This is a genomic window from Streptomyces sp. NBC_00376, assembly GCF_036077095.1.
Classification (GTDB): Bacteria; Actinomycetota; Actinomycetes; order Streptomycetales; family Streptomycetaceae; genus Streptomyces.
This window is the reverse complement of the sequence record NZ_CP107961.1, coordinates 283,054-304,687: the sequence shown is the minus strand read 5'-3', so window position 1 is coordinate 304,687 and position 21,634 is coordinate 283,054. Positions and strand designations below refer to the sequence as shown.

Below are 21,634 nucleotides of genomic sequence, written 5' to 3'. Positions count from 1 at the left end.
CCAGGTTAGCGGGACAAGGATCGAGCACGAGTCCGTCGAGGAGCCGGGCGGTGGTGCGGTGCCGTCGGCCGCATCGGACGAACGGCTCGTCGCGATGCTGGTCGACCGAGCCCGCAACGAGGGCCTGCAGCTGACCGGTGAGGGTGGGCTGCTGCAGCAGCTGACCAAGCGGGTGGTGGAGTCGGCCCTGGAGGGCGAGATCACCGACCATGTTGGCTACGAAAAGCACGATCCGGCCGGGAAGAACAGCGGCGACAGCCGCAACGGAACTCGTGCGAAAACCGTGCTGACCGACGTCGGCCCGGTCGAGGTCAGGGTGCCCCGGGACACCGCCGGCAGCTTCGAGCCGCAGATCGTCAAGAGGCGGCAGCGCCGCCTGTCCGGCGTGGACGAAAGGGTGCTCTCCCTGTCCGCGAAGGGCCTCACCCACGGGGAGATCTCCGCGCACCTGGCCGAGGTCCACGGGGCGGAGGTGTCCAAGCAGACCATCTCCACGATCACCGACAAGGTGATGGAGGGGATGACCGAATGGCAGAACCGGCCACTCGACCGTGTCCATCCGGTTCTGTTCGTGGACGCCATCAACGTCGAGATCAGGGATGGGCAGGTCGCGAACCGGCCGGTCTACGTCGTGATGGCGGTGACCGTCGAAGGCACCCGGGACATCCTGGGGATCTGGGCCGGCGACGGTGGTGAGGGCGCCGAGTGCTGGCTGCACGTGTTCACCGGGCTGAAGAACCGCGGCCTGGACGATGTGCTCATGCTCCTCTGCGATGGCCTCAAGGGCCTGCCCGAGGCGGTGGAGGCCGTTTGGCCTCGAACGATTGTCCAGACCTGCGTGGTTCACCTCCTGCGCAACAGCTTCCGTCACGCGGCCCGCCAGGACCGGGACAAGGTCGCCAAGGCCCTCGAGCCCGTCTGCACCGCACCCAACGAAGACGCGGCGGCAGAGCGGTTCGGGGAGTTCCAGGAAGCCTGGGGCCGGAAGTATCCGGCGATCATCAAGCTGTGGGAGAACGCCTGGGCCGAGTTCGTGCCCTTCCTCTCCTTTGACGTCGAGATCCGAAAGGCCACCTGCTCGACGAACGCGATCGAGTCCGTGAACGCCCGCATACGCAAGGCCGTACGGGCCCGCGGACACTTCCCCAACGAGGCCGCCGCCCTCAAGTGCGTCTACATGGCGCTGATGAGCCTGGACCCGACGGGGAAGGGCCGCAAGAGGTGGGCCATGCGCTGGGAGGCACCCCTCAACGCGTTCCAGATCACCTTCGAGGGCCGGCTCACCCCGGCCAACAACTGAACCTCAACAACCAAGATCAGCCGTTAAATTGACACACCCGGCCCAGCCTGCACCACAGCCAGTTGCTCTTGTGCGACCTGAAGCCGACCCCGACGATGCTTCGCGGCCGCTTCGGGAGAACGGGGCCAAGACGCGAGGGACCCCTGGCGCGGGGAGAGCGCCAGGGGTCCCTGGTTCGGTGGAAGGCCACCGGACGGTGCGTCAGACCGCCTGGGGAAGACGGTCCCGCGCCCCGCCGAGGGCCGCCTCGACGTCGTGGTCGAGGACCCAGTCGACGCTCTCGGCGTCGATGCGGCGCTGCGCGGCGGCGTCCTTCGGCTGCTGCCCGGTCCGGGAGCCGAGCTGCACGCGGGTGGTGTGCGGCCGGCGCGCCGCCTCGTAGCGGCGCAGTGCGGCGGCGACTCCGTCCGCGCCGGGTGCCGCCCCTTCGAGGCAGACGGCGAGCGCCACGGCGTCCTCCACGGCCTGGTTGGCGCCCTGTCCGTGGTGCGGGAGCATCGGGTGGGCCGCGTCGCCGAGCAGGGTGGTGCGGGTGGTGCTCCACCGCTCCAGCGGCTCGCGGTCGTACAGTGCCCAGCGGCGCACCTCGCCCGCCGCGTCGGCGAGCGCGCGCACGGCCGGGTCCCAGCCCGTCAGGACGGCGTCCAGGTCGGTGCGGTCGCCCGCGCTGGTCCACGACTCGGCGGCGCCCTCGGCGGCCGGGGTCACCACGACGTAGGTGAACTGCCGGCCCCCGGTGACCGGGTAGAGCAGGACGCGCGCGGAGGGGCCCGCGTACATGTACATCAGCGCGGGGTCCAGGTCCGGCAGGTCGGCGGCGTCGACCACACCGCGCAGGGCGCTGTTGCCGGAGTAGACCGGGGTGTCGGCGCCCGCGACCGCGCGGCGGACCGCCGAGTGCACGCCGTCCGCGCCGATCAGCACGTCGGCGTGGGCGTCGGTGCCGTCCGCGAAGTGCAGGACGACCCCGTACACGGTCTCCTCGTACCGGACCAGCTCCTTGCCGGTGTGCACCCGATCGGCGGGGACCCGCGAGGACAGCATCCGGTGCAGGTCACCGCGGTGCACGGTGTAGTACGGGGCGCGGAACCGCTCCTGCCACGCCCCGCCCATCTCCTGGCGGGCCACGGTGGCGCCGTTGTGGAAGGCCCGGACCTCCAGGGCCTCGGGGCGCACCGCGCAGCGCTCCAACTCCGGCCCGAGGCCGAGGCGTTGGAGCAGCCTGGTGCCGTTGGGGCCGAGGTGCATGCCGACGCCCTGCTCGCGCAGCTCCTCCCCCCGCTCGTAGACCTGGACGTCCAGGCCCCGGTGGTGCAGTGCGGCGGCGGCCGTCAGACCGCCGAGTCCCGCACCCACGATCGCGATGCGCATGGTCATCGGTGTTCCCAGGAGTTCTCGAAGGATTCGAAGTCGTCGAAGTCGGCGACGTCGTCGAATGAGGTGGAGCCGAGGGCGAGCAGTGCGGCCGTCTCGTCCTGTCCGGCCAGTTCCACGTCGGCGATCCGGGTGCCCGGGTCGGCGACGGCCGCGGCGAGCATCCGCTCGTAGCCGTCCGCGAACCGCTCGACCGTGGCGCGGTCGAGCAGATCGGTGTCGTACGAGAAGACGGCGGTGACACCGTCGGGGGTCTGCTCGATGCGCAGCAGCAGGTCCAGCTGGCCCTCCTGTTGCGGGACGTCGATGAGGGCGATGTCCAGCCCCTTGTACGCGACGGACGGGCCGATGACCTGCCCCGGCGGGACATTGGGCACCGGCGGGTCCATCCGGTCCATCTGGACCAGGAACAGCGCGGTACGGAAGACGGTGGCCTGCGCGAAGGCCAGGGCGCACGGGTAGCGGACATTGACCATGCCCCGCATCACCCGCTCGCCGGCCAGCGCGGCGGTGCCCCGGAAGGTGCTGGTGGCGTCGAACTCGGCCCGTACCGGCATGGTGTTGAGGAAGCAGCCGATCACGTCCCGCTGTGCCTTGCCCATCCGGCTGGTCGCGGGCACCCCGAGGACGAATTCCTCCTGGCCGGTCCAGCGGTGGGTGAGTGCCTGGAAGACGCCGAGCAGATACGCGAACGGGGTGACGCCCGCGTCGTCGGCCGCCGCGTCGAGCCCCTGAGCGGTGGCCGGGGCGAGCACGCGGACCACGGTGCCGCCCCGGAGCGAGCGCACGACGGGTCGCGGCCGGTCCAGCGGGAGCTCCGCGGCGGGCGCCCCGGCGACCGACTCGCGCCACCGGTCCGCGCCGCGCCGCCCCGCCTCGGAGGCGATGTGGCGCAGTTCCTCGGCGGCGTGGTCGGCGTACGAGCCGGGGATGGGCCGCCAGGCCGGAGCGGTGCCGGTGGAGATGCCCGCGTAGGCATCGAGCAGGTCGCGGACGAGCAGCCAGCGCGAGGTGAAGTCGCTGACGATGTGGTGGGCGGCGGTCACCAGTGCCCACTCCTCGTCGGAGCGGCGCAGCAGCACGACCCGGAAGGCGCCGGACTCCAGGCGGAAGGGGCGGGCGCCCGCCTCTTCCGCGGCCCGTCGCAGGCCCTCCTCGTCGATGCCGTCGAGGTCCCTGGACTCCATGCGGACCAGGGCCCGTTCGGCGGCGGTGCGGACCGGGGTGCCGTCCTGCTCGGTGAATACGGAGCGCAGCAGCTCCTGCCGGTCGCCGACGGCGGTGACCGCCTCGGCCATGGCGGCCGGGTCGACGGGTCCGCGCAGCAGCAGCGGCATCACGATGTTGTAGGAGGCGCTCTCCGGTGCGACGCGGTACGCGGTCCACATCGCTTCCTGGATGGCGGTCAGCGGCAGGGTTCCCCCGGCCGTGGCACGCTCGTCGGTGCCGGTCGCGGTGGTCATCCGCAGCCTCCCGCGTGGCTCATGTCGGTGGTCCGGCCCGCGGCGGGCACGGCGGGCGGCTCGGCGGCGGTGGGCGCGGGGACGGTGGCGGGGCCGAAGGACGCCGCGAAGTCGGTGACGCGGTCCAGGCCCCAGTACGGCTCGCTGCCGTTGATGAAGTACGGCACGCCGAAGACGCCGTCGCGGTGCACGTCGAGCAGTGCCCGTACGCCCTGTTCGCGCACGAGCGGGTGGTGGGGGACCTGGGCGACCTCCGCACCGTCCAGGCCGATCTCCTCGGCCAGTTCGCGCACCACGTCCGGGTCGCAGATGTCTCGCCCCTCCAGCCAGCGGGCCCGCCCGGCGCGCTCGACCCAGGTGCGGCCGAGCCCCTCGCGCTCGGCGAGGAACCAGGTCAGGTGGGCCGGCTCCCACCAGGGCTTGCGGTCCACCGGCCAGGTCAGCGCCAGGCCGCGGTCGGCGGCGAGCCTGCGCACGTCGCGCAGGATGTAGAACTGCTTGGCGCGGGACATCGGGTGGAACGGGAACTCGGCGCCGGGCGAGGCTTCGGCGAGGAGCTTCTCGCTGGTCGGGTCCGGCTCCCAGAACGGGCGCCATTCGACGCGGTCCAGCAGCTCCGGGTGGTCGCGCTCCAGGTCGGCGAGGGCGAAGAAGTTGTAGGGGCTGCGCAGGTTGAAGTAGAACCGGGGCGGCTTGGTGGTGCGGGCGGTCATGGCGAACTCCTTGGGATGACGGGAGGACCGGGGTGTCAGACGACCAGGCCGCCGTCGACGGAGAAGACCTGTCCGGTGATGTAGGAGGCGCGGTCGGAGGCGAGGAACGCCACCAGCTCGGCGACCTCCTCGGGCTCCCCGAACCGGCCGAGCGGGATGCTCCTGGTCATGTCCTTGGCGTACTTCTCGGAGAGTCCGCCGGTCATGTCGGTACGGATGAAGCCGGGGGCCACGGTGTTGGCGCGCAGCCCGGCCCGGCCGCCCTCCTTGGCAAGGGCCCTGGTGAAGCCGATGATCCCGGCCTTGGAGGCCGAGTAGTTGGTCTGGCCGGCCTGCCCCTGGGCCGCGACCGAGGAGAGGGTGATCACGGTGCCCCGGCGGCGCTTCATCATCGGGAAGACGAGCGCCCTGGCGAAGTTGTACGTGCCGTCGAGGTTGGTGCGCACCACGGCGTCCCAGTCGTCGTCGGTGAGCGTGGCCAGGTTGCTGTCCCGCACGATTCCGGCGGCGGTGACGAGGGTGTCGACCGGGCCGAGGGTGTTCTCGGTCTCGGCGACGAAGGCGCGCACCCCGTCCCGGTCGGTGACGTCGACGCGGCCGGTCAGCGTGCGGGCGCCGTGCTCCCGGGCCGCCTTCGCGGCGAGCTCGGCCGCTTCCGTCCGGGACTGGTAGCACAGGGCCACGTCGTATCCGTCGCGGGCCAGGACCTCCACGACGGACCGCCCGATACCGCGCGATCCACCGGTGACGAGGGCCACCGGCCTGGGAGTGTCGGACATGGTGCGTGCCCTTTCTGCGAGTGCTGCGCGGGAGGGTGGGGGTCTTGCGGAGGGCTCTCAGCCGAGGCGGAGCAGGGCCGCGCCGACGGTGCCGTCCCGGTCGACGGCGGTGACCAGGGCGAGCCGGTCCACCAGTTCGGGGCGGGCGGCCGACTCGGCGAGTACGGCGGCGAGCTGGAAGGCGGCACCGGCCGCGGTGGCGTCGCCGATGAGGGGGCGGACGGCGAGGCGCGGCGCGGCGAGGCCGTCCAGGGCCGCCGTCTCCTCCTTGCCGAAGACGCCGGGCGGGGTGCCGGGGGCGACGATCGCGATGTCGTCGGGGGTCGCCCCGGCGGCGGCCAGGACCTCGTCGACGCAGCTCTTCAGCACGGCGGAGGCACGGCCCGTGTTCCTGAAGGCCCGGAAGCGGCAGCCGAGCACCGTGGCCAGGACGGTGCGTCCGCTGTCGCGGGCCGCCGCCCCGCTCTCCAGGAGGAAGAGCGCCGCGCCCTCGCCGAGCGGTTCGGCGGCGCTGCCGCCGTGGTCGGCGACGTGCTCCAGCCGGGCGCGCTGTACGGAGAACTCCTCGGCGGCGCCCGCGAGGAGTGCGGTCGCGTGGCCGCCGCGCAGCAGCCGGGAGGCGTAGTTGAGGGCGAGCAGCCCGGTGGCGGCGCCGCCGGAGACGGTGACGTTGGGGCCCTTGAGCGTGTGCCGGATGGCGCTCTGCCCGGTGGGGCAGTTCATCACGGTGTTGGGGAACCTGGCGGGGTCGACCAGGTAGGGCGCCTTGCCGGTGAGGGCGTCCCGGGTGAAGTCCATGATCGACTGGACGCTGCCGGAGGTGCCGAGCACCAGGCCGGTGCTCTCGGGGTCGGCGGCCAGGCCGGCCCCGTACTCCTCCAGGAGCATGCCCACGGTGGTGGCGGCGATGGCGGTGACCCGGTCCATGGAGCGGGTGCCCTTGCGGCCGAGGACGGCCTTGATGTCGAAGCCGGGTATGAGTCCGGCCTCGTCGTAGGGCACCGGCCACTGTTCGCTGTCGAGGGCGGCGACGGCGCGCCGCCCCTCGCGCAGTCCGGCCGTGAACCCGTCCCGGCCCAGCCCGTACGGGGAGGACACTGCCCAGCCCGAAACGACCAGGTCCTGCGCGGTGGTGACCGCGTCGGCTGACATTCCGTCCAACTCCTCTCAGGCCGCGTCGGGCCGGTTCAGGCCGCCGCTGTCGCGTCGGCGGGCAGGGTTTCGGCCGCGTTCTCGTCCCAGTGGCCGAGCATCAGGACCGCGTTGTTCCCGCCGAAGGCGAGGCCGTTGTTCTGCACGACCCGCAGCCGGGCCTCGACCGCCTCGTTGGGTACGCAGTCGACCGCGCACTCGGGGTCGGTCGTGCGGTGGTTGATGGTGGGCGGGATGAAGCCCTCCCGCAGCGCCAGAGAGCAGGCCGCGGCGGCCAGCGCGCTCGCGGCGCCCATGGTGTGGCCGATCATCGACTTGATCGACACGGTGCGCGGCAGTTCGTCGCCGAAGACCTGCCGGATCGCGCCGACCTCGGTGACGTCGTTGGCCTTGGTGCCGGTGCCGTGCGCCGAGATGAAGTCGACGTCGGACGCCTCGATGCCGGCGTTGCGGTGGGCGGCGGTGATGCACCGTGCGATGGAGTCCCGGTCGGGCGCGACCGGGTGGCTCGCGTCGCAGGACAGCCCGTACCCCAGGACCTCCGCGTAGATGCGGGCGCCGCGCCCCAGTGCGGACTCCAGGGACTCCATCAGGAGGATCCCGGCGCCCTCGCCGGTCAGGATGCCCTGCCGGTCGGCGTCGAAGGGGCGGCACACGTCGGGGGCGATGGTGCCGAGCCGGTAGAAGCCGGTGAAGGTCTTGCGGCACAGGGCGTCGGCCCCGCCGCAGAGCGCCATCTCGACGTCACCGGAGCTGATCGCGTCGTAGCCGGAGCCGACCGCGTAGTTGCCGGCCGCGCAGGCGGTGGGGACGGTGACCGTCTCCACGTCCTCCAGGCCGAGTTCGCGGACGATGCCTGCGGAGAGCCGACCGGGCCACACCCGGCGGGCGACGGTGGCGTCGAGCCGGTCCTCGCCCTCGGCGACCTGAAGGCCGATCAGGTGGTCCAGGTCGCGGGACTCGCCGTCGGTGGTGCCGACCGAGACCAGGGTGCGCCTGGCCCGTACGTCGTCCTCGGTGAGTCCCGCGTCCGCTACCGCCATCCGGCTGCCGGCCACCGCGAACTGCGCGGCCCGGCCGAGCTCGTCGGCGGCCATGTCGCGCAGCCACGCCTCGGGGTCGAAATCGGTGATCTCGCAGGCGTTGGAGTACGCGAATCCGGTGGTGTCGAAGGCGCCGATCGGTTTGGCGCCGCTGCGCCCGGCCCGCAGGCCGTCGGCGAAGGCGTCCACTCCGGTGCCGATGCTGGTCACCACGCCGAGCCCGGTGATCACCACCCGGTGCCGGGGGGCCGTGCGCGGCGCCGTGCCGCCCGTCGCTCCGCTCACTTTCCCTCGGCCTCCGCGACCACGGCGTACACGCCCGCCAGGTTGACCATGCGGCTGAGCTCGGCCTGCTCCAGGACGAGACCGAAGTTGCGCTCCATGGAGGCGAGGATCTCGATGGTGCGCAGGGAGTCGGCGTCGTGCTCCTCCTTGAAGAGGCTGGTGTCGGTGACCTCGTCGAGTTCGAGTTCGAGGATGTCGCAGACGATCTCCTTGATCTCGGCCTTGCGCTCGGTGCTGAGGTCGGCGATCTGGGTGGTCATGTGGTGCCTCCGGGTCTCGGTTCGGGTTTCCCTGTCCGGGATTGCTCCGGTCGGGTTTTCTCGGATCTCTGGTGCTGTGCGCTGGTGGTGCTCTCCGGTGCTGTTCGCCGGAACTGCTCCCGGGCGCTGCTCCCGGTTGCTGCTCGCCGGAACTTTTCGCTGGTGAGGAAAGCCTGCGGTGACGCGCTATTACTGGGCTATATCGGCCAGTTGGCCCACGAACCCGGCGTCGGACGGTCCGTCCCACAGGTGGGCGACGTCCCCGAAGTGCTGCTGCACCCAGGCGTCGTCGTAGATGGTGTCGAGGTAGCGGTCGCCGCCGTCGGGCAGCACGATCACCACGTTGGAGCCGGGCGGTATGCCGGGGGCGAGCCGGGTCAGGGCCGCGACGACCGCGCCCGACGAGCCGCCGGCGAGGATCGCCTCTCGGCGCACCAGGGTGCGGCAGCCCACCACGCAGTCCAGGTCGCCGACGTGCACCACCCGGTCCGCGTCGGACCGCCGCAGCAGTTTGGGCGCTACGGACGCGCCGTGGCCGGGCACCAGACGGGCGCAGTCGACGGGTGAGTCGAACAGCACGCTGCCGAGGGCGTCGACCGCGTTGACGGTCGTGCCGAGGTGGTGCCGGCGGATGTACTCGGCGCAGCCGCCGAGCGTGCCGCTGGTGCCCGCGGCCACGACGAGCTGGTCGACCTTGCCGTCGAGGGCTTCGGCGATCTCCTCCATCGTGGTCTCGTGGGCCCGCCGGTTGAGCGGATTGGCGTACTGGTCGGGCCAGTAGGCGTCGGGGGTGGTCGCCACCAGTTCGGCGACCCGGTGCAGCCGGGCGGACAGCAGCTCGCCGGTGGCCGGGTCGGGCTCGGTGATGATCTCGACCTCGGCCCCGTAGGCCCGCAGGATCGCGATGTTCTGCCGGGTGGTGCGGGTGTCCACCACACAGACGAGCCGCAGGCCGTAGTAGCCGCAGATCTGCGCGAGCCCGATCGCGAGGTTCCCCGAGCTGGACTCGATGACCGTCGAACGGCCCGGGACGAGCTCCCCGGACCGGATCTTCGTGGCCACCATGTTCAGCGCGGAGCGGTCCTTGACACTACCGCCGGGATTGAAACGCTCCACCTTGGCGAACACCCGCGAGGTGAACCCCGGCATCAACCGTTCGAGCTCTACGAGCGGGGTTCCTCCCACAGTGGAAAGGATGCCTTTCAGCCCCGTCTCCGGCTCCCGTTCTGTGCTCGCCATGTGATGCGGCCATCCTCTGCTGGGAGATACGAGTGCGGAATCAACAGGCCCCAGGCTGTGCCCGCGCGCTATACGCCCTCCATAAATCCCGACACCCAGCGATCTCATTCGGCCTTTTCCGCCGGGTTATAGAAGTGCCGTAGGGCAGCTGCCGATTCTGGCCATCCCCACAGTTCCGCCACCACAACTCCGCAAGAAGAGGGAATTCGATATGACGGGCACCTCCACCGCAACAGACAACGCCATCAAGAAGGTCGTGATCCTCGGCGGCGGTACGGCCGGCTGGATGACCGCCGCCTATCTCGGCAAGGCCCTCCACAACACGGTCGACGTCACGGTCCTGGAGGCGCCGAGCATTCCGCGCATCGGTGTGGGCGAGGCCACCGTGCCCAATCTGCACCGCGTTCTCTTCGACTTCCTCGGAATCGAGGAGGAGGAGTGGATGCGCGAGTGCAACGCCAGTTACAAGATGGCGGTCCGCTTCATCAACTGGCGTACTCCGGGCAAGGGCCAGAGCAGTCCGCGTGAGCTCGACAAGGGCGGTCCGGACCACTTCTACCACCCGTTCGGCATCAGCCCGGAGCACGACAACGTTCCGATGTCGCACTACTGGTTCAAGAACAAGTTCGAGGGGAAGACGGACGAGCCGTACGACTACGCCTGCTTCCGCGAGGCGCCGCTGATGGACGCCAACAAGGCGCCGCGGCACCTGGACGGCACCTCGCCCACCCGGTACGCGTGGCACTTCGACGCGGCGCTCGTCGCGGACTTCCTGCGCCGGTTCGCCACCGGGAAGCAGGGTGTGCACCACATCCAGGACGAGATGACGCGCGTCGAGAAGGACGAGCGGGGCTTCGTCAAGGCCCTGCACACCAAGGAGGGCCGGGTCCTCGACGCGGACCTGTTCGTGGACTGCTCCGGCTTCCGCAGCCTGCTGATGAACCAGGCGATGGAGGAGCCCTTCGTCGACATGAGCGACCAGCTGCTGTGCGACCGCGCGGTCGCCACGGCCGTGCCGCACGACGACGAGGCCAACGGCGTGGAGCCGTACACCTCGGCGATCGCGATGTCCTCCGGATGGACCTGGAAGATACCGATGCTGGGCCGCTTCGGCACCGGCTACGTCTACTCCAGCCGCTTCACCACGCAGGAGGAGGCCACCGCCGAGTTCTGCGAGCTGTGGGGCCTGGACCCCGAGACCACCCAGTTCAACCACGTGAAGTTCCGGGTCGGCCGCAACCGCCGCGCCTGGGTGAAGAACGTCATCGGCATCGGCCTTTCCAGCGCCTTCCTGGAGCCCCTGGAGTCCACCGGCATCTACTTCATCACCGCCGCGGCCTACCAGCTGGCGAAGCACTTCCCGGACAAGACGTTCAACCAGGCCCTGGTCGACAACTTCAACAAGGAAATAGAGGTGATGTTCGACGACACCCGCGATTTCATCCAGACTCACTTCTACTTCGCGCCGCGCACCGACTCGCCCTTCTGGCGGGCCAACAAGGAACTGAAACTCGCCCCGAGCATCCGCGAGAAGATCGACGCGTACAAGGCGGGTCTCCCGGTCAATCCCGCGGCCACCGACGACACGACGTACTACGGAAACTTCGAGGCGGAATTCCGTAACTTCTGGACCAACGAGCGCTATTACTGCATCTTCGCCGGCCTCGGTCTGGAGCCGGACGCACCGCTGCCGATCCTCTACCACAAGCCGGAGTCCGTGGCCGCCGCCCAGACCATGTTCACCAAGGTCAAGAAGGAGCAGCAGGAACTCCTCAACTCCCTGCCGAGCACCTACGAGGCGCTCCGCCAACTGCACGGCAAGTAGTCGTGCCGCACCGCGCCGCCCGGCAGCCGGGACTCCTCTCCGGCCGGCTGCCGGGCGCGCGGCACACGTCTTCGACAGGAGAAACCATGACCGACCGGCCCGTTCCGGAAGCCGACATACGTCCGCTGATGGGCAGTTTCCCCTCCGGCGTCTCCGTGGTGACGACGCTCGACGCCGACGGCACGCCCCGCGGGATGACCTGCAGTTCACTGGCGAGCGTGGCGCTCTCCCCGCCGACGCTCGTGATCTGCCTGCGCACGGCGAGCCCCACCACCGAATCCGTGCTGTCCAGTGGGCAGTTGGCCCTCAACCTGCTGCACGAGGACGCGCACGCCACCTCCGACCTCTTCAGCTCCGGCAACCCCGACCGGTTCGCACTGAGCGAGTGGCGGCTGCCGCTGGGCGCGGGCGGCCCGCATCTGACGGAGGCCGCGCACGCCATCGCCGACTGCGCGGTGGTCGGCACTCGGGAGGTCGGGGACCACACCACCGTCTTCGCCCAGGTACGGCGGTTCACCGCCGACGAGTCCGCCCAGCCGCTGTTGTACGGGCGGCGCCGTTACGCACGCTGGTCGGACGCCACGGCGACCGCCAAGGAAGGAGCCGGCCGTGTCGGCACGTGACCCCCTGCCCGATCTCCTGATCGCCATCCCGGTGGTCATCCTGGTGTGCCAGGCGGGCGCCCAGCTGTTCCGCAGGTTCGGCCAGCCGCCGGTCATCGGCGAGATCACCCTCGGCATCATGCTGGGGCCGTCGCTGCTGGGCTGGATCTCGCCCGCGGCACAGACCTGGCTGTTCCCCGAGTCGGTGCTGCCGTACATCAGCGCCTTCGGCAACATCGGCCTGCTGGCCTTCATGTTCCTGATCGGCCTCGAACTGGACCTCGGCACATTGCGCGGCCATCGCGGGACCGCGGTCGCGGTCAGTCAGGCCAGCATCGTCCTGCCACTGGTCCTGGGCTCGCTGCTGGCCCTCGCGATGTTCGGCTCGTTCGCGCCGCCGGGCGTGGGCCGGTTGCCGTTCGTGCTGTTCATCGCCGTGTCGATGAGCATCACCGCGTTCCCCGTCCTGGCCCGGGTACTCACCGACCGGGGTCTGATCGGTACCCGGATCGGCTCGCTGGCCATGGCGTGCGCGGCGGTCGACGACGTGACCGCCTGGTGCCTGCTGGCGGCGGTGGTCGCGGTGTCGACGAGCGGTTCGCCGGCCGAGGCGCTGACGACGGCGGCTCTCGCCGCGGTCTTCCTCGCCGTCATGGTCTACGCGCTGCGTCCGCTGCTCGCCCACTGGGCGAAGCGGGCCGAGCGGACCGTGGACGGTGTGGTCCTCGTCGTACTCTTCAGCGGCCTGTGCCTCTCCGCACTGGCCACCGACAGGATCGGTGTGCACGCGCTGTTCGGCGCCTTCGTCTTCGGTCTGGTCACTCCTCGGGGATCCAGGGTCATCGAGCGCTGCACGGCTCGGCTGCGCGCGTTCTCGGTTCCGGTGCTGCTGCCGCTGTTCTTCGTCGCCACCGGGCTGCGCACCGATGTCTCGCTGCTGGCCGGCGACCCGGTCCAGTGGCTGTGGGCGCTGGCGGTGCTCGCCGTCGCGATGCTCGGCAAGTGGGGCGGGAGCACGGCCGGGGCCCGGCTGTCGGGTCAGTCCTGGCGCGACTCCCTGGCGATCGGGGCCCTGATGAACTGCCGGGGCCTGACCGAGCTGGTGGTGCTGAACCTGGGGCTTGAACTCGGTGTGATCGGGCCCGATCTGTTCACCATGCTGGTGCTGATGGCGCTGATCACCACGGGCCTCACGTCGCCGGCCCTCTCCTGGATCCGGCGCGAGAAGTTCCGCGGTTCCCGGCGGACGGGGTCCGAGGCGGCCGCGCGGGACGACGCGGAGCCGGCGGCGGCCGGCGGAGCGGACCTGGAGCGGGACCAGGCCCTCGAACCCACCGCTGCCAGGTGACCGCGCGGACGCGCCATGGCCGTACCCACCGGTCTCCCGGGAAGTACCGCCATGGCGCCGTCCACGGTCCGCGTCCGTCCCGGGTGCCCGGTCACGCCGCCGTGGCGACCCGGGTGACCGGGGCTTCGGCGACCGGGGCTTGCGGGGTCTCGGCGACCGGGGCGTGCGGGGCCGAGGTGGCCCTTACCCACCGGTCGAGGGTGTCGGCCGCGGCGCCGGAGTCGATCGCCCGGCCCGCCGCTTCCACCGCCCAGCCCAGGCGTTCGGTGACGGTGCGTCCCCCGGTGGGTTCGCCCGCCACGAGGGCGGCGCCCGCGGAGAGCAGCACCGCGTCGCGCACCGGGCCGCGCTCGCCGTCGAGGATCCGCCGGGCGACGGCCGCGTTGTACGCGGCGTCCTCCCCGCGCAGCGCCTCCAGCGGTGCGAGCGCGATCCCCACGTCGCGCGGGTCGAACCGCTCCTGCCTGATGTCGCCGTCGTCCACGGTCAGCACGGTCGATGTGGTGGTGACGGTGAGCTCGTCGAGCCCGTCGTCGCCCCGGAAGACCAGGCCCCGGCCGCCGGCCCGGGCCAGTGCTCCGGCGATCAGCGGCAGCAGCCGGGCGTCGGCGACCCCGACCGCCTGGGCGGTGGGCGTCGCCGGATTGGTCAGCGGGCCCAGCGCGTTGAAGACGGTCGGGATGCCGAGCTGTTTGCGCGGCCCCGCCGCGTGGCGCATCGCCGGGTGGAAGTCCGGCGCGAAGCAGAAGGTGATGCCCGCCTCGTCGACCACGGCGGCGATCCGCTCGGGCGGCAGCCGCAGGGTGACGCCCAGTGCTTCCAGGACGTCGGCGGAGCCGGAGGCCGAACTCGCCGCACGGTTGCCGTGCTTGACGACCCGTGCCCCCGCTCCCGCCGCGACGATCGCGGACATCGTGGAGATGTTGACCGTGCGTGCGCCGTCGCCCCCGGTGCCCACCACGTCGACGGTCCTCCCCGGCACGTCGATGTGTACGGCATGGGCCAGCATCCCGTGCACGAGCCCTTCGAGCTCGCCCACGGTCTCGCCCTTGGCCCGCAGGGCCACCAGGAAGCCGGCGATCTGTGCGTCGGTCGCGCGGCCCCGCATCACCTGGTCCATCACCCAGGCGGTGTCGACGGCGGTGAGATCCCGGCCGTCGAGCACGTGCCCCAGCAACGGGGGCCAGGAGCGGTCCTGTTCGGGTGTCGTGGCGCTCACTGGTCTTCTCCTTCTTCGGTCAGGCGCTCGGCGCCGGGTGCCACGGGTCGTCCAGAACCGGTCCCTGGACGGCGACGGGGCTCGGGTGCCACGGGTCGTCCAGCGCCGATGCCTGGACGGTCATGGAGCTCGGGTGCCACGGGTCGTCCGACGTCGATGCCTGAACGGCCACGGGGCTCGGGTGCCACGGGTCGTCCGACGTCGATGCCTGAACGGCCACGGGGCTCGGGTGCCACGGGTCGTCCGACGTCGATGCCTGGACGGCCACGGGGCTCGGGTGCCACGGGTCGTCGAGCGGCGTGGCGGCGGCAGTGATGTAGGAGCCGACGCGGTCCGCCCGGCCGGCCTCCGAGACGGTCTGCACGGTGGCGAATATCGCCGCACCGGCGAGCGTCACGACGACGGTCTGCTGGATCTTCCCGGTGATCGCCTTGAGCTTCATGATTCCTTTTCCCCCTATGAACTGTTGCGGTTCGTTCCGACATCCAGAACATTAGGAAGGACCTGTTTCGAATCATTATCACCAGGACTTCCGCCCATCAGACGCAGCAATATATTTGATATAACCGCTGATCAGCGCCATCCGGACGCGAATATTCCAGCCATCTGGAGGGTGTGTCCCACGGGACACACCCTCAGTCTCAGGGGATCGATTTCAATTTCCGTCCGGCGGCCGTCAGGAAGTTGTCCAGGAGCCGCAGGCCGCCGACGGTGGTGATGGACTCGGGGTGGAACTGCACCCCTTCCACGGCGAGCGTGCGGTGCCGCAGCCCCATCACATAGCCGTCGTCCTGGGCGTGCGCGGTGGCGATCAGCGGGGGCGGCAGCGGTTCGTCGGCGATCAGCGAGTGGTAGCGCGTGGCGGTCATCACCGGTTCCAGCCCTTCGAACACCCCGGCACCGTCGTGGCGAACAAGGCTGGTCTTGCCGTGCTTGAGCCGCTCGGCGACCGTGACCCGGCCTCCGTAGGCCAGGCAGATCGCCTGGTGCCCCAGGCAGATGCCGAGCAGCGGTACGGACCCGGCGAAGGTGCGCACCAGCTCGACGTGGCCCGAGTCGGCCGCGTGGCCGGGCCCCGGGCCGAGGACGACCGCGTCGGGCCTCATTTCGGCGAGCTGCTGCGGGGTACGGGTGTGCGACCGGACGACGTCGGTGTCGGCGCCCAGGGTGCGCAGGTACTGGTCGATGATGTGGGTGAAACTGTCGTACGCGTCGACGAGCAGGACCTTCACGGCAGCAGTTCCTCACCGGTCAGCGACCAGTAGGCCGCGCCCATCTTGTGCAGGGTCTCCCGCCACTCGGCCCCTGGGGACGAGTCGGCGACGATGCCCGCGCAGCTCTGGGTGGAGTAGGTGCCGCTGCGGCCGTCGTGCACGATCGTGCGGATGCACAGGGCGAGTTGGCTCCAGCCGCGCAGGTCGACGAGGCCGACGGCGCCCGCGTACATGCCGCGCGGCTCGCTCTCCAGCTCCTCGATGATCTCCATGGCGCGGATCTTGGGCGCGCCGGTGACGGTGCCCGCCGGGAAGGTGGCGCGCAGCACGGACCAGGTGTCGTCCTCGGGGGCGAGGGTGCCCTCGACGGTGGAGACGAGATGGAAGACGTGCGAGTACGTCTCGACCGTCATCAGCCCGTGCGCCTCCAGCGTGCCGGGCAGGCAGACCCGGCCGATGTCGTTGCGGCACAGGTCGACGAGCATGACGTGCTCGGCCCGTTCCTTCTCGTCGGCGACGAGGCGGGCGACCCGGGGCTCGTCGATACCGGGGTCGCCGCTGCGCGGCGCGGTCCCGGCGATGGGCCGCATGACGACCTTGCCGCCCTCGGTGCGGAAGAGCACTTCGGGGCTGGCGCCGATGACGGTGCGCCCGTCGCGCGGGACGAGGTACATGTACGGGGACGGGTTGCGGCCGCGCAGCCGCCGGTAGACCTCGAAGGGTTCGAGGTCGGATTCGACGTCGATGCGGTGGCCGATCTGGATCTGGTAGATGTCGCCGACGCCGATGTGCTCCAGGCAGCGCCGGGCCCGCGCGAGGAAGGTCTGCTCGTCGCAGGTGTCCCGTACGGCGTGCGGCCGGGGCGCCTCGGGCAGGACCTCGGGTACCCGGCCGACGGCGGCGACCGCCGCGATGGTCTCCTCGGTCAGGTCGAGGGGTTCCGGGTCGGGGAAGGCTTCGCTGTGCGCGGTGAGTCTGCGCACGGTGCCCGGTTCGGGGCCGTACCAGACGGTCTCGCGGAACAGGCCGAGCACGATGTCGGGTTCGCCGTGGTCCCGCTCGCCGCGGTCGGGCAGGGTCTCCATGTGCCAGGCGGAGCCGTAGCCGAAGGTGGCGAGGAAGCCGAAGGCGTAGCTGTCGTGGGGCCGGCCGGTCTCCACGGTGAACAGGTCCTGGACGGTGCGCAGCAGTTGCCAGAGCTGGTCGCCGTGGAGGAGACCGCGTTCGTTGCCGGGCCGGGGGGCGAGGCCGAGTCCGTCGGCGGCCGCGAGGGCCGCGGCGACGACGGCCTCGGCGCCGTCGACCGAGATCCGGTCGGCGTGCACCCGGATCTCGGCGAGCAGTCCGTGGCCCACGACGGTGGCTCCGGGAGACTGTCCGGGGCCTTCGCGGCTCTCCAGCAGGAAGACGTCGTGCGCCGACTGCTCGCGCAGCGCGGCGTAAAGGTCGAGCGGTTCGTGCGGGGCGAGGGCGGTCTCCTCCACACGTACGGTGATGGAACCCGGGCCGGGCCCTGCGGGCCGGGGCGGGCTGTCGAGCAGAGTGGTCACGGTCGTCTCATCTCAGCCGTATCGGCGCATCTCGTGGAAGAAGTCGTCCACGACGGCGAGTTGGCCGTCGGCGCGCAGGGTTTCGTAGATGTGTCCGCCGACCGCGAGGTCCAGGACGCCGAGCCCGAAGGGTGAGAAGACGACGGGCCGGTCGTCGGGGATCTTCAGGTCGCCGGTGAGTACGTCGTACAGGGTGCCGTCGATGAAATCCCGGTTCCCGCTGAGCTGTTCGGCGAGGTGCGGGGAGGTGTCGGCCTTGAGGCAGTGGTCGATGTCGTCGACGACGTTGGTGGCCGCGAGGATCACCTCGGGCGACAGGTCGCGCAGCGACACGTGCAGGACCAGCGGGTTGTGGGTGAACCACGCCGGGTCGGTGACGTGCGGGGCTCCGGCGACGGTCGCGAAGACGACGACGTCGCTGGAGCGGATCAGCTCTTCGGGGCCGGTGTGCAGGGTGACCGTGCCGTTGTCGCCCTCGCGCTCCAGGTGTTCGGCGAAGCCCCGGGCGTGCTCCTCCGACAGGTCGTACACCCCGGTCTCCTCGAAGCTCCACCCGGTTCCCACGAGGTACTGGTGGATGAACCGGGCGATCAGGCCGGTGCCGAAGAAGCCGATCCGGCGCGGCCGCTCACGCCCCTCGGTGAGCCGGTCCGCGGCGAGCGCCGCCGAGGCGGCGGTGCGGGCCGCGCTGATGATGGAGCTCTCCAGACAGGCCAGCGGGTAGCCGGTGGCCGGGTCGTTGAGGATGAGCACGGCGGAGGCCCGGGGAATCCCGGCCGCCACGTTCTCGGGGAAGCTGGAGATCCATTTGATGCCGTCGACGGGTGCGGCGCCGCCGAGGGAGGCGGGCAGCGCGATGATGCGTGAGGTGGGACGGTCGGGGAAGCGCAGGAAATAGGAAGGCGGGTTGACCGTGTCACCGCCACCGTGCACGCGGTAGGCCGACTCGATCAGCCGGACCACTTCCTCGTGCCGGCCGTCGAGGACTCGGTGCACCTGCGCGCCGGGAATCACGGCGAACGAGGGCACCCCGGGGGTAGGCGGCATCACAGACTCCACAGCTCTCGGGAAACCGAATTTCTGTGATGACGCTAGCCATCGGCCTTATCGGCGTGATATCGCCGGATTAAGCCCGTCCGCAAAGCGGACCCCGTCCCACCGCCCGTGGCCGGCCCCGGAAAAATGGCCGGCCCCTTTCTTCCTATTCGCCGATTCCCACCTCCGGGGCGACTTCCGGCGAGACCGGCGGGACCTCCGGCGGGACCTCCGCGGAGACATCCGGGGATCCGCTGAGTTCCCGGGCCACCTCCTCCTGCCAGTGCGTGGCCCCTCTCCGGGTGAACAGCTCCTTGGCGCCCAGGAGTTCGGCGCGGGCCTCCTCCTCCCGGCCCAGCTCCCGCAGGAGTACGCCGAGTTTCAGCCGGATCGATCCCTCGACCACGGGGCTGCCGAGCTCGCGGGCGACCTTGCGGCCCTGGACGTACGCGGTCTCGGCCGATTCGAGCGCGCCGAGCGCCACCCGGGCCTGGCCGAGTCCGTACAGGGCGTGCGCGAGGCCGTGGGTGTCGGCCTTCGCCCGGGACAGCTCCTCCACCCGCAGGTACGACTCCTCGGCCTCCTCCGCCCGCCCGGACAGCAGCTGCGCGCTGCCCAGCCGGTACAGGCACTGGGCGAGGCTGCGCGAGGCGCCGGGATCCATGGACTCCGCGACCCGTACCGCGTCCCGGGCGTGGCCGAGGCTGGCCTCGTAATTGCCCCGGTCCAGCTCCAGCTGGGCCATGTTCTGGAGCACGGACGACTCCGACGAGAGGTCGCCGGCCTCGCGGAAGATGGGCAGGGCCCCGCGCAGCCGGTCCGCCGCCGCGTCGGGGTCGCCCTGAAGACGGTGGACGACCGCGAGGTTACGCAGAACCAGTGCTCGGCCCAGCCGCTCGTCCAGATCTCCGTACAGCTCAAGCGCCTCCTCGGAGCGCGCCTTCGCCTCGTCCATGCTCTGCCGCATCAGCGCGGCGGCCCCGGTGTGGTGCAGCATGACCGCCTGGCCCAGGCGGTCGTCGGCGACGCGGGCCGCGTCCAGGGCGTGCTCCGCGCAGCTCTCCCAGTTCTCCACGTAGCTGCGCGTCTCGAAGAGCACGGACGCGGACCCCGTGAGGTCCCAGGCGAGATCGGCCATGCCCATCCGGGCCGCCTGCTCGACCATGCCGACCAGGCAGAGCCGCTCCGCCTCGAACCAGGCCAGCGGGTCCGAGAGCAGCTCCTCCAGCAGGTCCGTGTCGATGGTGGCCGGCTCGGTGCCGCTGTGCACGATGCTGAACTCCCCGCCGCTCTCCCGGCGGTGGGCCTCGCGGGCAATGGTCAGGGCGGTGTGGAAGACCCGGCGGCAGGCCTCCCGCCAGGCGTCGTCCGACTCCTCGTCCCGGGCGCGCTCCCCCGCGTACAGACGCAGCAGGTTCTGGAAGCGGTAGCGCAGCCGGCCGGTCGCATCGACGCCCACGACCTCCAGGAACTGGGTGTCCACCAGGTCCTCCAGGAGCAGCTCCGCGTCGATCACGTCGACATCGAGCAGCGCGGCAGCCACCCAAGAGGTGAAGTCCGGTACGTCGGCGAGGCCGAGGCGCCGGTAGAGGCGGGCCGCGTCGGGGGAAAGGTAGCGGTAGCTGAGCTCGAACCCGGCCCGTACCCGGGACTCCCCCTGGCTCAGCTCGTCGAGCCTGCGCCGCTCGTCGCTGAGCCTGGTCACCAGGTGCCGTACCGTCCAGTGCGGCTTGGACGCGAGGCGGGCGGCGGCGATGCGCAGGGCGAGCGGCAGCCGGTCGCAGAGCTCGACCAGCCGGCTCGCGTCCGCTCGGGCGGCTGCGATCCGTTCCTCACCGGCGATCTTGGCGACGAGTTCGACGGCCGCGTCGGGCGGCAGGACACCCAGGTGGACGCGGGCCTCCTTCGGCCAGGTCACCAGCTGCTCCAGCTGGTCGCGGCTGGTGACGACCACACAGCTGGCGCCGCTGCCCGGCAGCAGCGGGGCGACCTGGGCGTGGGTGCGCACATTGTCCAGGACGATCAGCGCGCGGCGTTCGGTGAGCAGGCTGCGGTAGAGCGCGATCCGCTCCTCCAGCGCCTCCGGGATCTGCTGCCCCGGCACGCCGAGCGAGCGCAGGAAGCGGCCGAGGACGTCGGCGACGGATGCGGGCTCGTGCTGTTCGTCGTAGCCGCGCAGGTCGGCGAAGAGCCGCCCGTCGGGGAAGTCGTCGGCGACCCGGTGCGCCCAGCGCAGGGCGAGACCGGACTTGCCGACCCCGGCGACACCGGTGATCAGGCCGACGGTGGGGGTCTGGAGCGTGGCCCCGGATTCGATCATCAGCGCGTCCAGGGCCGCGAGTTCGCTCTCGCGGCCGGTGAACCCCGGTACGTCCGGCGGAAGTTCGGAGGGGACCACGACGACCTCGGGCACCGCGGCCTCGGCCGCGACGGAGACCGGTCCGTCGGCCGGGGTCAGCGAGGGGTCGTCGCGCAGGATCAGGTCGTGCAGTTCCTGGAGGTCCGGGCCCGGTTCGAGCCCGAGCTCCTCGATGAACTGCTCGCGCGCCTCCCGGTAGGACTCCATGGCCTCGGCGCGCCGTCCCGCCCGGTACTGGGCGAGCATCTGGTGGTACCGGGTCCGTTCGCGCAGCGGGTTCTCCTGCACGACCCCGCCGAGCTCGGGCAGCAGCTCGTAGTGGCGCCCCAACGCCAGCTGGACGGCGGTGGCGTCGTCGTAGGCGTTGAGCCGGTACTCACCGAGTCGGCCGGCCTCCTCCTCTACGAGCAGCCCGGACACCCCGGCGAGCGCGGGCCCGCGCCACAGGTCGAGGGCGCGCCGGTACCGGCCCGCCGCGTCCTCCAGGCGCTGCTCCCGCACGTCGGTCTCCGCCTGCGCGACGAGGGCGGTGAACTCCACCGAGTCGATGTAGTGGCTCTCGGCGTCGAGGAGGTATCCCGGATGCGTGGTCACGATGGTGTCGTCGGCCGCGCCCTGCGCCTTGAACGTCTTGCGGAGCGCGGCGATGACGATGGCGATCTGGGTACGGGCGGTGGCGGGCGGGTTCCCGTTCCACACTTCGTGCACCAGAGTGTCCACCGGCACGGTTCGACCGGGATTGAGCAACAGCAGAGCGAGCGTGGTCCGTTGACGTGCCCCGCCGATGACCACCTTTCGCTCGCCCGACGTCACCATGAGTGGGCCAAGGATTTTGAATAAGAACCGTTCCCCCACCGGGCCTCCCGTTTCCCCC

The 21,634-nt window shown here is 71.1% G+C and carries 18 protein-coding genes; 4 read left to right on the top strand and 14 right to left on the bottom strand.

Features of this window, described 5'->3' with window-relative positions:
• The first annotated feature begins 94 nt into the window (after positions 1-94).
• Positions 95-1,300, top strand: a complete 1,206-nt coding sequence (locus tag OG842_RS41140; RefSeq protein WP_266738129.1) for an IS256 family transposase — start codon at positions 95-97, stop codon at positions 1,298-1,300.
• Positions 1,301-1,501: 201 nt separating this feature from the next.
• Here the strand turns inward: OG842_RS41140 and OG842_RS41135 are convergent, their stop codons facing one another.
• The 8 genes from OG842_RS41135 to sbnA all read right to left on the bottom strand — a co-directional run bounded on the left by OG842_RS41135 (position 1,502) and on the right by sbnA (position 9,608).
• A complete protein-coding gene (locus OG842_RS41135; RefSeq protein ID WP_266737832.1) occupies positions 1,502-2,677 on the bottom strand; it encodes an FAD-dependent monooxygenase in 1,176 nt (391 codons plus the stop codon).
• Positions 2,674-4,137: a condensation domain-containing protein gene (locus OG842_RS41130; RefSeq protein WP_266737834.1), complete on the bottom strand. Its 1,464-nt coding sequence runs from the start codon at positions 4,135-4,137 to the stop codon at positions 2,674-2,676. The genes OG842_RS41135 and OG842_RS41130 overlap by 4 nt, the downstream gene beginning before the upstream one ends.
• Positions 4,134-4,850: a 2-hydroxychromene-2-carboxylate isomerase gene (locus OG842_RS41125; RefSeq protein ID WP_266737836.1), complete on the bottom strand. Its 717-nt coding sequence runs from the start codon at positions 4,848-4,850 to the stop codon at positions 4,134-4,136. Before OG842_RS41125 ends, OG842_RS41130 begins: the two co-directional genes overlap by 4 nt.
• Positions 4,851-4,885: 35 nt before the next feature.
• On the bottom strand, positions 4,886-5,629 hold the full coding sequence (fabG, locus tag OG842_RS41120; RefSeq protein WP_266737837.1) for a 3-oxoacyl-ACP reductase FabG: 744 nt from the start codon (positions 5,627-5,629) through the stop codon (positions 4,886-4,888).
• Between the two features lie 57 nt (positions 5,630-5,686).
• A complete protein-coding gene (locus tag OG842_RS41115; protein WP_266737839.1) occupies positions 5,687-6,781 on the bottom strand; it encodes a beta-ketoacyl synthase N-terminal-like domain-containing protein in 1,095 nt (364 codons plus the stop codon).
• Positions 6,782-6,816: 35 nt separating this feature from the next.
• Positions 6,817-8,109, bottom strand: coding sequence for a beta-ketoacyl-[acyl-carrier-protein] synthase family protein (locus OG842_RS41110; RefSeq protein WP_266737841.1), 1,293 nt, complete (start codon positions 8,107-8,109; stop codon positions 6,817-6,819).
• A complete protein-coding gene (locus OG842_RS41105; RefSeq protein ID WP_189544967.1) occupies positions 8,106-8,369 on the bottom strand; it encodes an acyl carrier protein in 264 nt (87 codons plus the stop codon). Before OG842_RS41105 ends, OG842_RS41110 begins: the two co-directional genes overlap by 4 nt.
• Before the next feature lie 189 nt (positions 8,370-8,558).
• Complete coding sequence (sbnA, locus tag OG842_RS41100; protein ID WP_266737844.1) at positions 8,559-9,608, bottom strand: 2,3-diaminopropionate biosynthesis protein SbnA; 1,050 nt, start codon at positions 9,606-9,608, stop codon at positions 8,559-8,561.
• 211 nt (positions 9,609-9,819) lie between these two features.
• Here sbnA and OG842_RS41095 point away from each other — a divergent pair, with 211 nt between their 5' ends.
• From OG842_RS41095 to OG842_RS41085, 3 genes are all read left to right on the top strand, one after another.
• Complete coding sequence (locus OG842_RS41095; protein WP_266737846.1) at positions 9,820-11,433, top strand: tryptophan halogenase family protein; 1,614 nt, start codon at positions 9,820-9,822, stop codon at positions 11,431-11,433.
• 86 nt (positions 11,434-11,519) lie between these two features.
• Positions 11,520-12,056 carry a flavin reductase family protein gene (locus OG842_RS41090; protein WP_266737848.1) on the top strand — a complete coding sequence of 179 codons (537 nt, stop codon included), beginning with the start codon at positions 11,520-11,522 and terminating at the stop codon, positions 12,054-12,056.
• Positions 12,043-13,383 (top strand): cation:proton antiporter, encoded by a 1,341-nt coding sequence (locus OG842_RS41085; RefSeq protein ID WP_266737850.1) that lies wholly within the window; start codon positions 12,043-12,045, stop codon positions 13,381-13,383. Before OG842_RS41090 ends, OG842_RS41085 begins: the two co-directional genes overlap by 14 nt.
• A 91-nt stretch (positions 13,384-13,474) precedes the next feature.
• On the opposite strand, the gene trpD is transcribed toward OG842_RS41085, so the two are convergent.
• The 6 genes from trpD to OG842_RS41055 all read right to left on the bottom strand — a co-directional run bounded on the left by trpD (position 13,475) and on the right by OG842_RS41055 (position 21,576).
• Complete coding sequence (trpD, locus tag OG842_RS41080) at positions 13,475-14,602, bottom strand: anthranilate phosphoribosyltransferase (protein WP_266737851.1); 1,128 nt, start codon at positions 14,600-14,602, stop codon at positions 13,475-13,477.
• A 19-nt stretch (positions 14,603-14,621) separates the two neighbouring features.
• Positions 14,622-15,044: a hypothetical protein gene (locus OG842_RS41075; RefSeq protein WP_266737853.1), complete on the bottom strand. Its 423-nt coding sequence runs from the start codon at positions 15,042-15,044 to the stop codon at positions 14,622-14,624.
• Positions 15,045-15,243: 199 nt separating this feature from the next.
• Positions 15,244-15,834 carry an anthranilate synthase component II gene (locus tag OG842_RS41070; RefSeq protein WP_266737855.1) on the bottom strand — a complete coding sequence of 197 codons (591 nt, stop codon included), beginning with the start codon at positions 15,832-15,834 and terminating at the stop codon, positions 15,244-15,246.
• Positions 15,831-17,366 carry an anthranilate synthase component I family protein gene (locus OG842_RS41065; RefSeq protein ID WP_266737857.1) on the bottom strand — a complete coding sequence of 512 codons (1,536 nt, stop codon included), beginning with the start codon at positions 17,364-17,366 and terminating at the stop codon, positions 15,831-15,833. The genes OG842_RS41070 and OG842_RS41065 overlap by 4 nt, the downstream gene beginning before the upstream one ends.
• 12 nt (positions 17,367-17,378) lie before the next feature.
• Positions 17,379-18,413: a 2,3-diaminopropionate biosynthesis protein SbnB gene (gene sbnB, locus OG842_RS41060; protein ID WP_266737858.1), complete on the bottom strand. Its 1,035-nt coding sequence runs from the start codon at positions 18,411-18,413 to the stop codon at positions 17,379-17,381.
• 154 nt (positions 18,414-18,567) lie between these two features.
• A complete protein-coding gene (locus OG842_RS41055; protein WP_266737860.1) occupies positions 18,568-21,576 on the bottom strand; it encodes an AfsR/SARP family transcriptional regulator in 3,009 nt (1,002 codons plus the stop codon).
• Between the last annotated feature and the right edge of the window lie 58 nt (positions 21,577-21,634).

Bases quoted from the DNA above. Each gene is read 5' to 3' on its own strand.
- OG842_RS41075 (WP_266737853.1), bottom strand. From the start codon at position 15,044: ATGAAGCTCAAGGCGATCACCGGGAAGATCCAGCAGACCGTCGTCGTG.
- fabG (WP_266737837.1), bottom strand. From the start codon at position 5,629: ATGTCCGACACTCCCAGGCCGGTGGCCCTCGTCACCGGTGGATCGCGC.
- OG842_RS41055 (WP_266737860.1), bottom strand. From the start codon at position 21,576: ATGGTGACGTCGGGCGAGCGAAAGGTGGTCATCGGCGGGGCACGTCAA.
- OG842_RS41125 (WP_266737836.1), bottom strand. From the start codon at position 4,850: ATGACCGCCCGCACCACCAAGCCGCCCCGGTTCTACTTCAACCTGCGC.
- OG842_RS41115 (WP_266737839.1), bottom strand. From the start codon at position 6,781: ATGTCAGCCGACGCGGTCACCACCGCGCAGGACCTGGTCGTTTCGGGC.
- sbnA (WP_266737844.1), bottom strand. From the start codon at position 9,608: ATGGCGAGCACAGAACGGGAGCCGGAGACGGGGCTGAAAGGCATCCTT.
- OG842_RS41130 (WP_266737834.1), bottom strand. From the start codon at position 4,137: ATGACCACCGCGACCGGCACCGACGAGCGTGCCACGGCCGGGGGAACC.
- OG842_RS41090 (WP_266737848.1), top strand. From the start codon at position 11,520: ATGACCGACCGGCCCGTTCCGGAAGCCGACATACGTCCGCTGATGGGC.
- OG842_RS41140 (WP_266738129.1), top strand. From the start codon at position 95: ATGCTGGTCGACCGAGCCCGCAACGAGGGCCTGCAGCTGACCGGTGAG.
- OG842_RS41135 (WP_266737832.1), bottom strand. From the start codon at position 2,677: ATGACCATGCGCATCGCGATCGTGGGTGCGGGACTCGGCGGTCTGACG.
- OG842_RS41095 (WP_266737846.1), top strand. From the start codon at position 9,820: ATGACGGGCACCTCCACCGCAACAGACAACGCCATCAAGAAGGTCGTG.
- OG842_RS41105 (WP_189544967.1), bottom strand. From the start codon at position 8,369: ATGACCACCCAGATCGCCGACCTCAGCACCGAGCGCAAGGCCGAGATC.
- sbnB (WP_266737858.1), bottom strand. From the start codon at position 18,413: ATGCCGCCTACCCCCGGGGTGCCCTCGTTCGCCGTGATTCCCGGCGCG.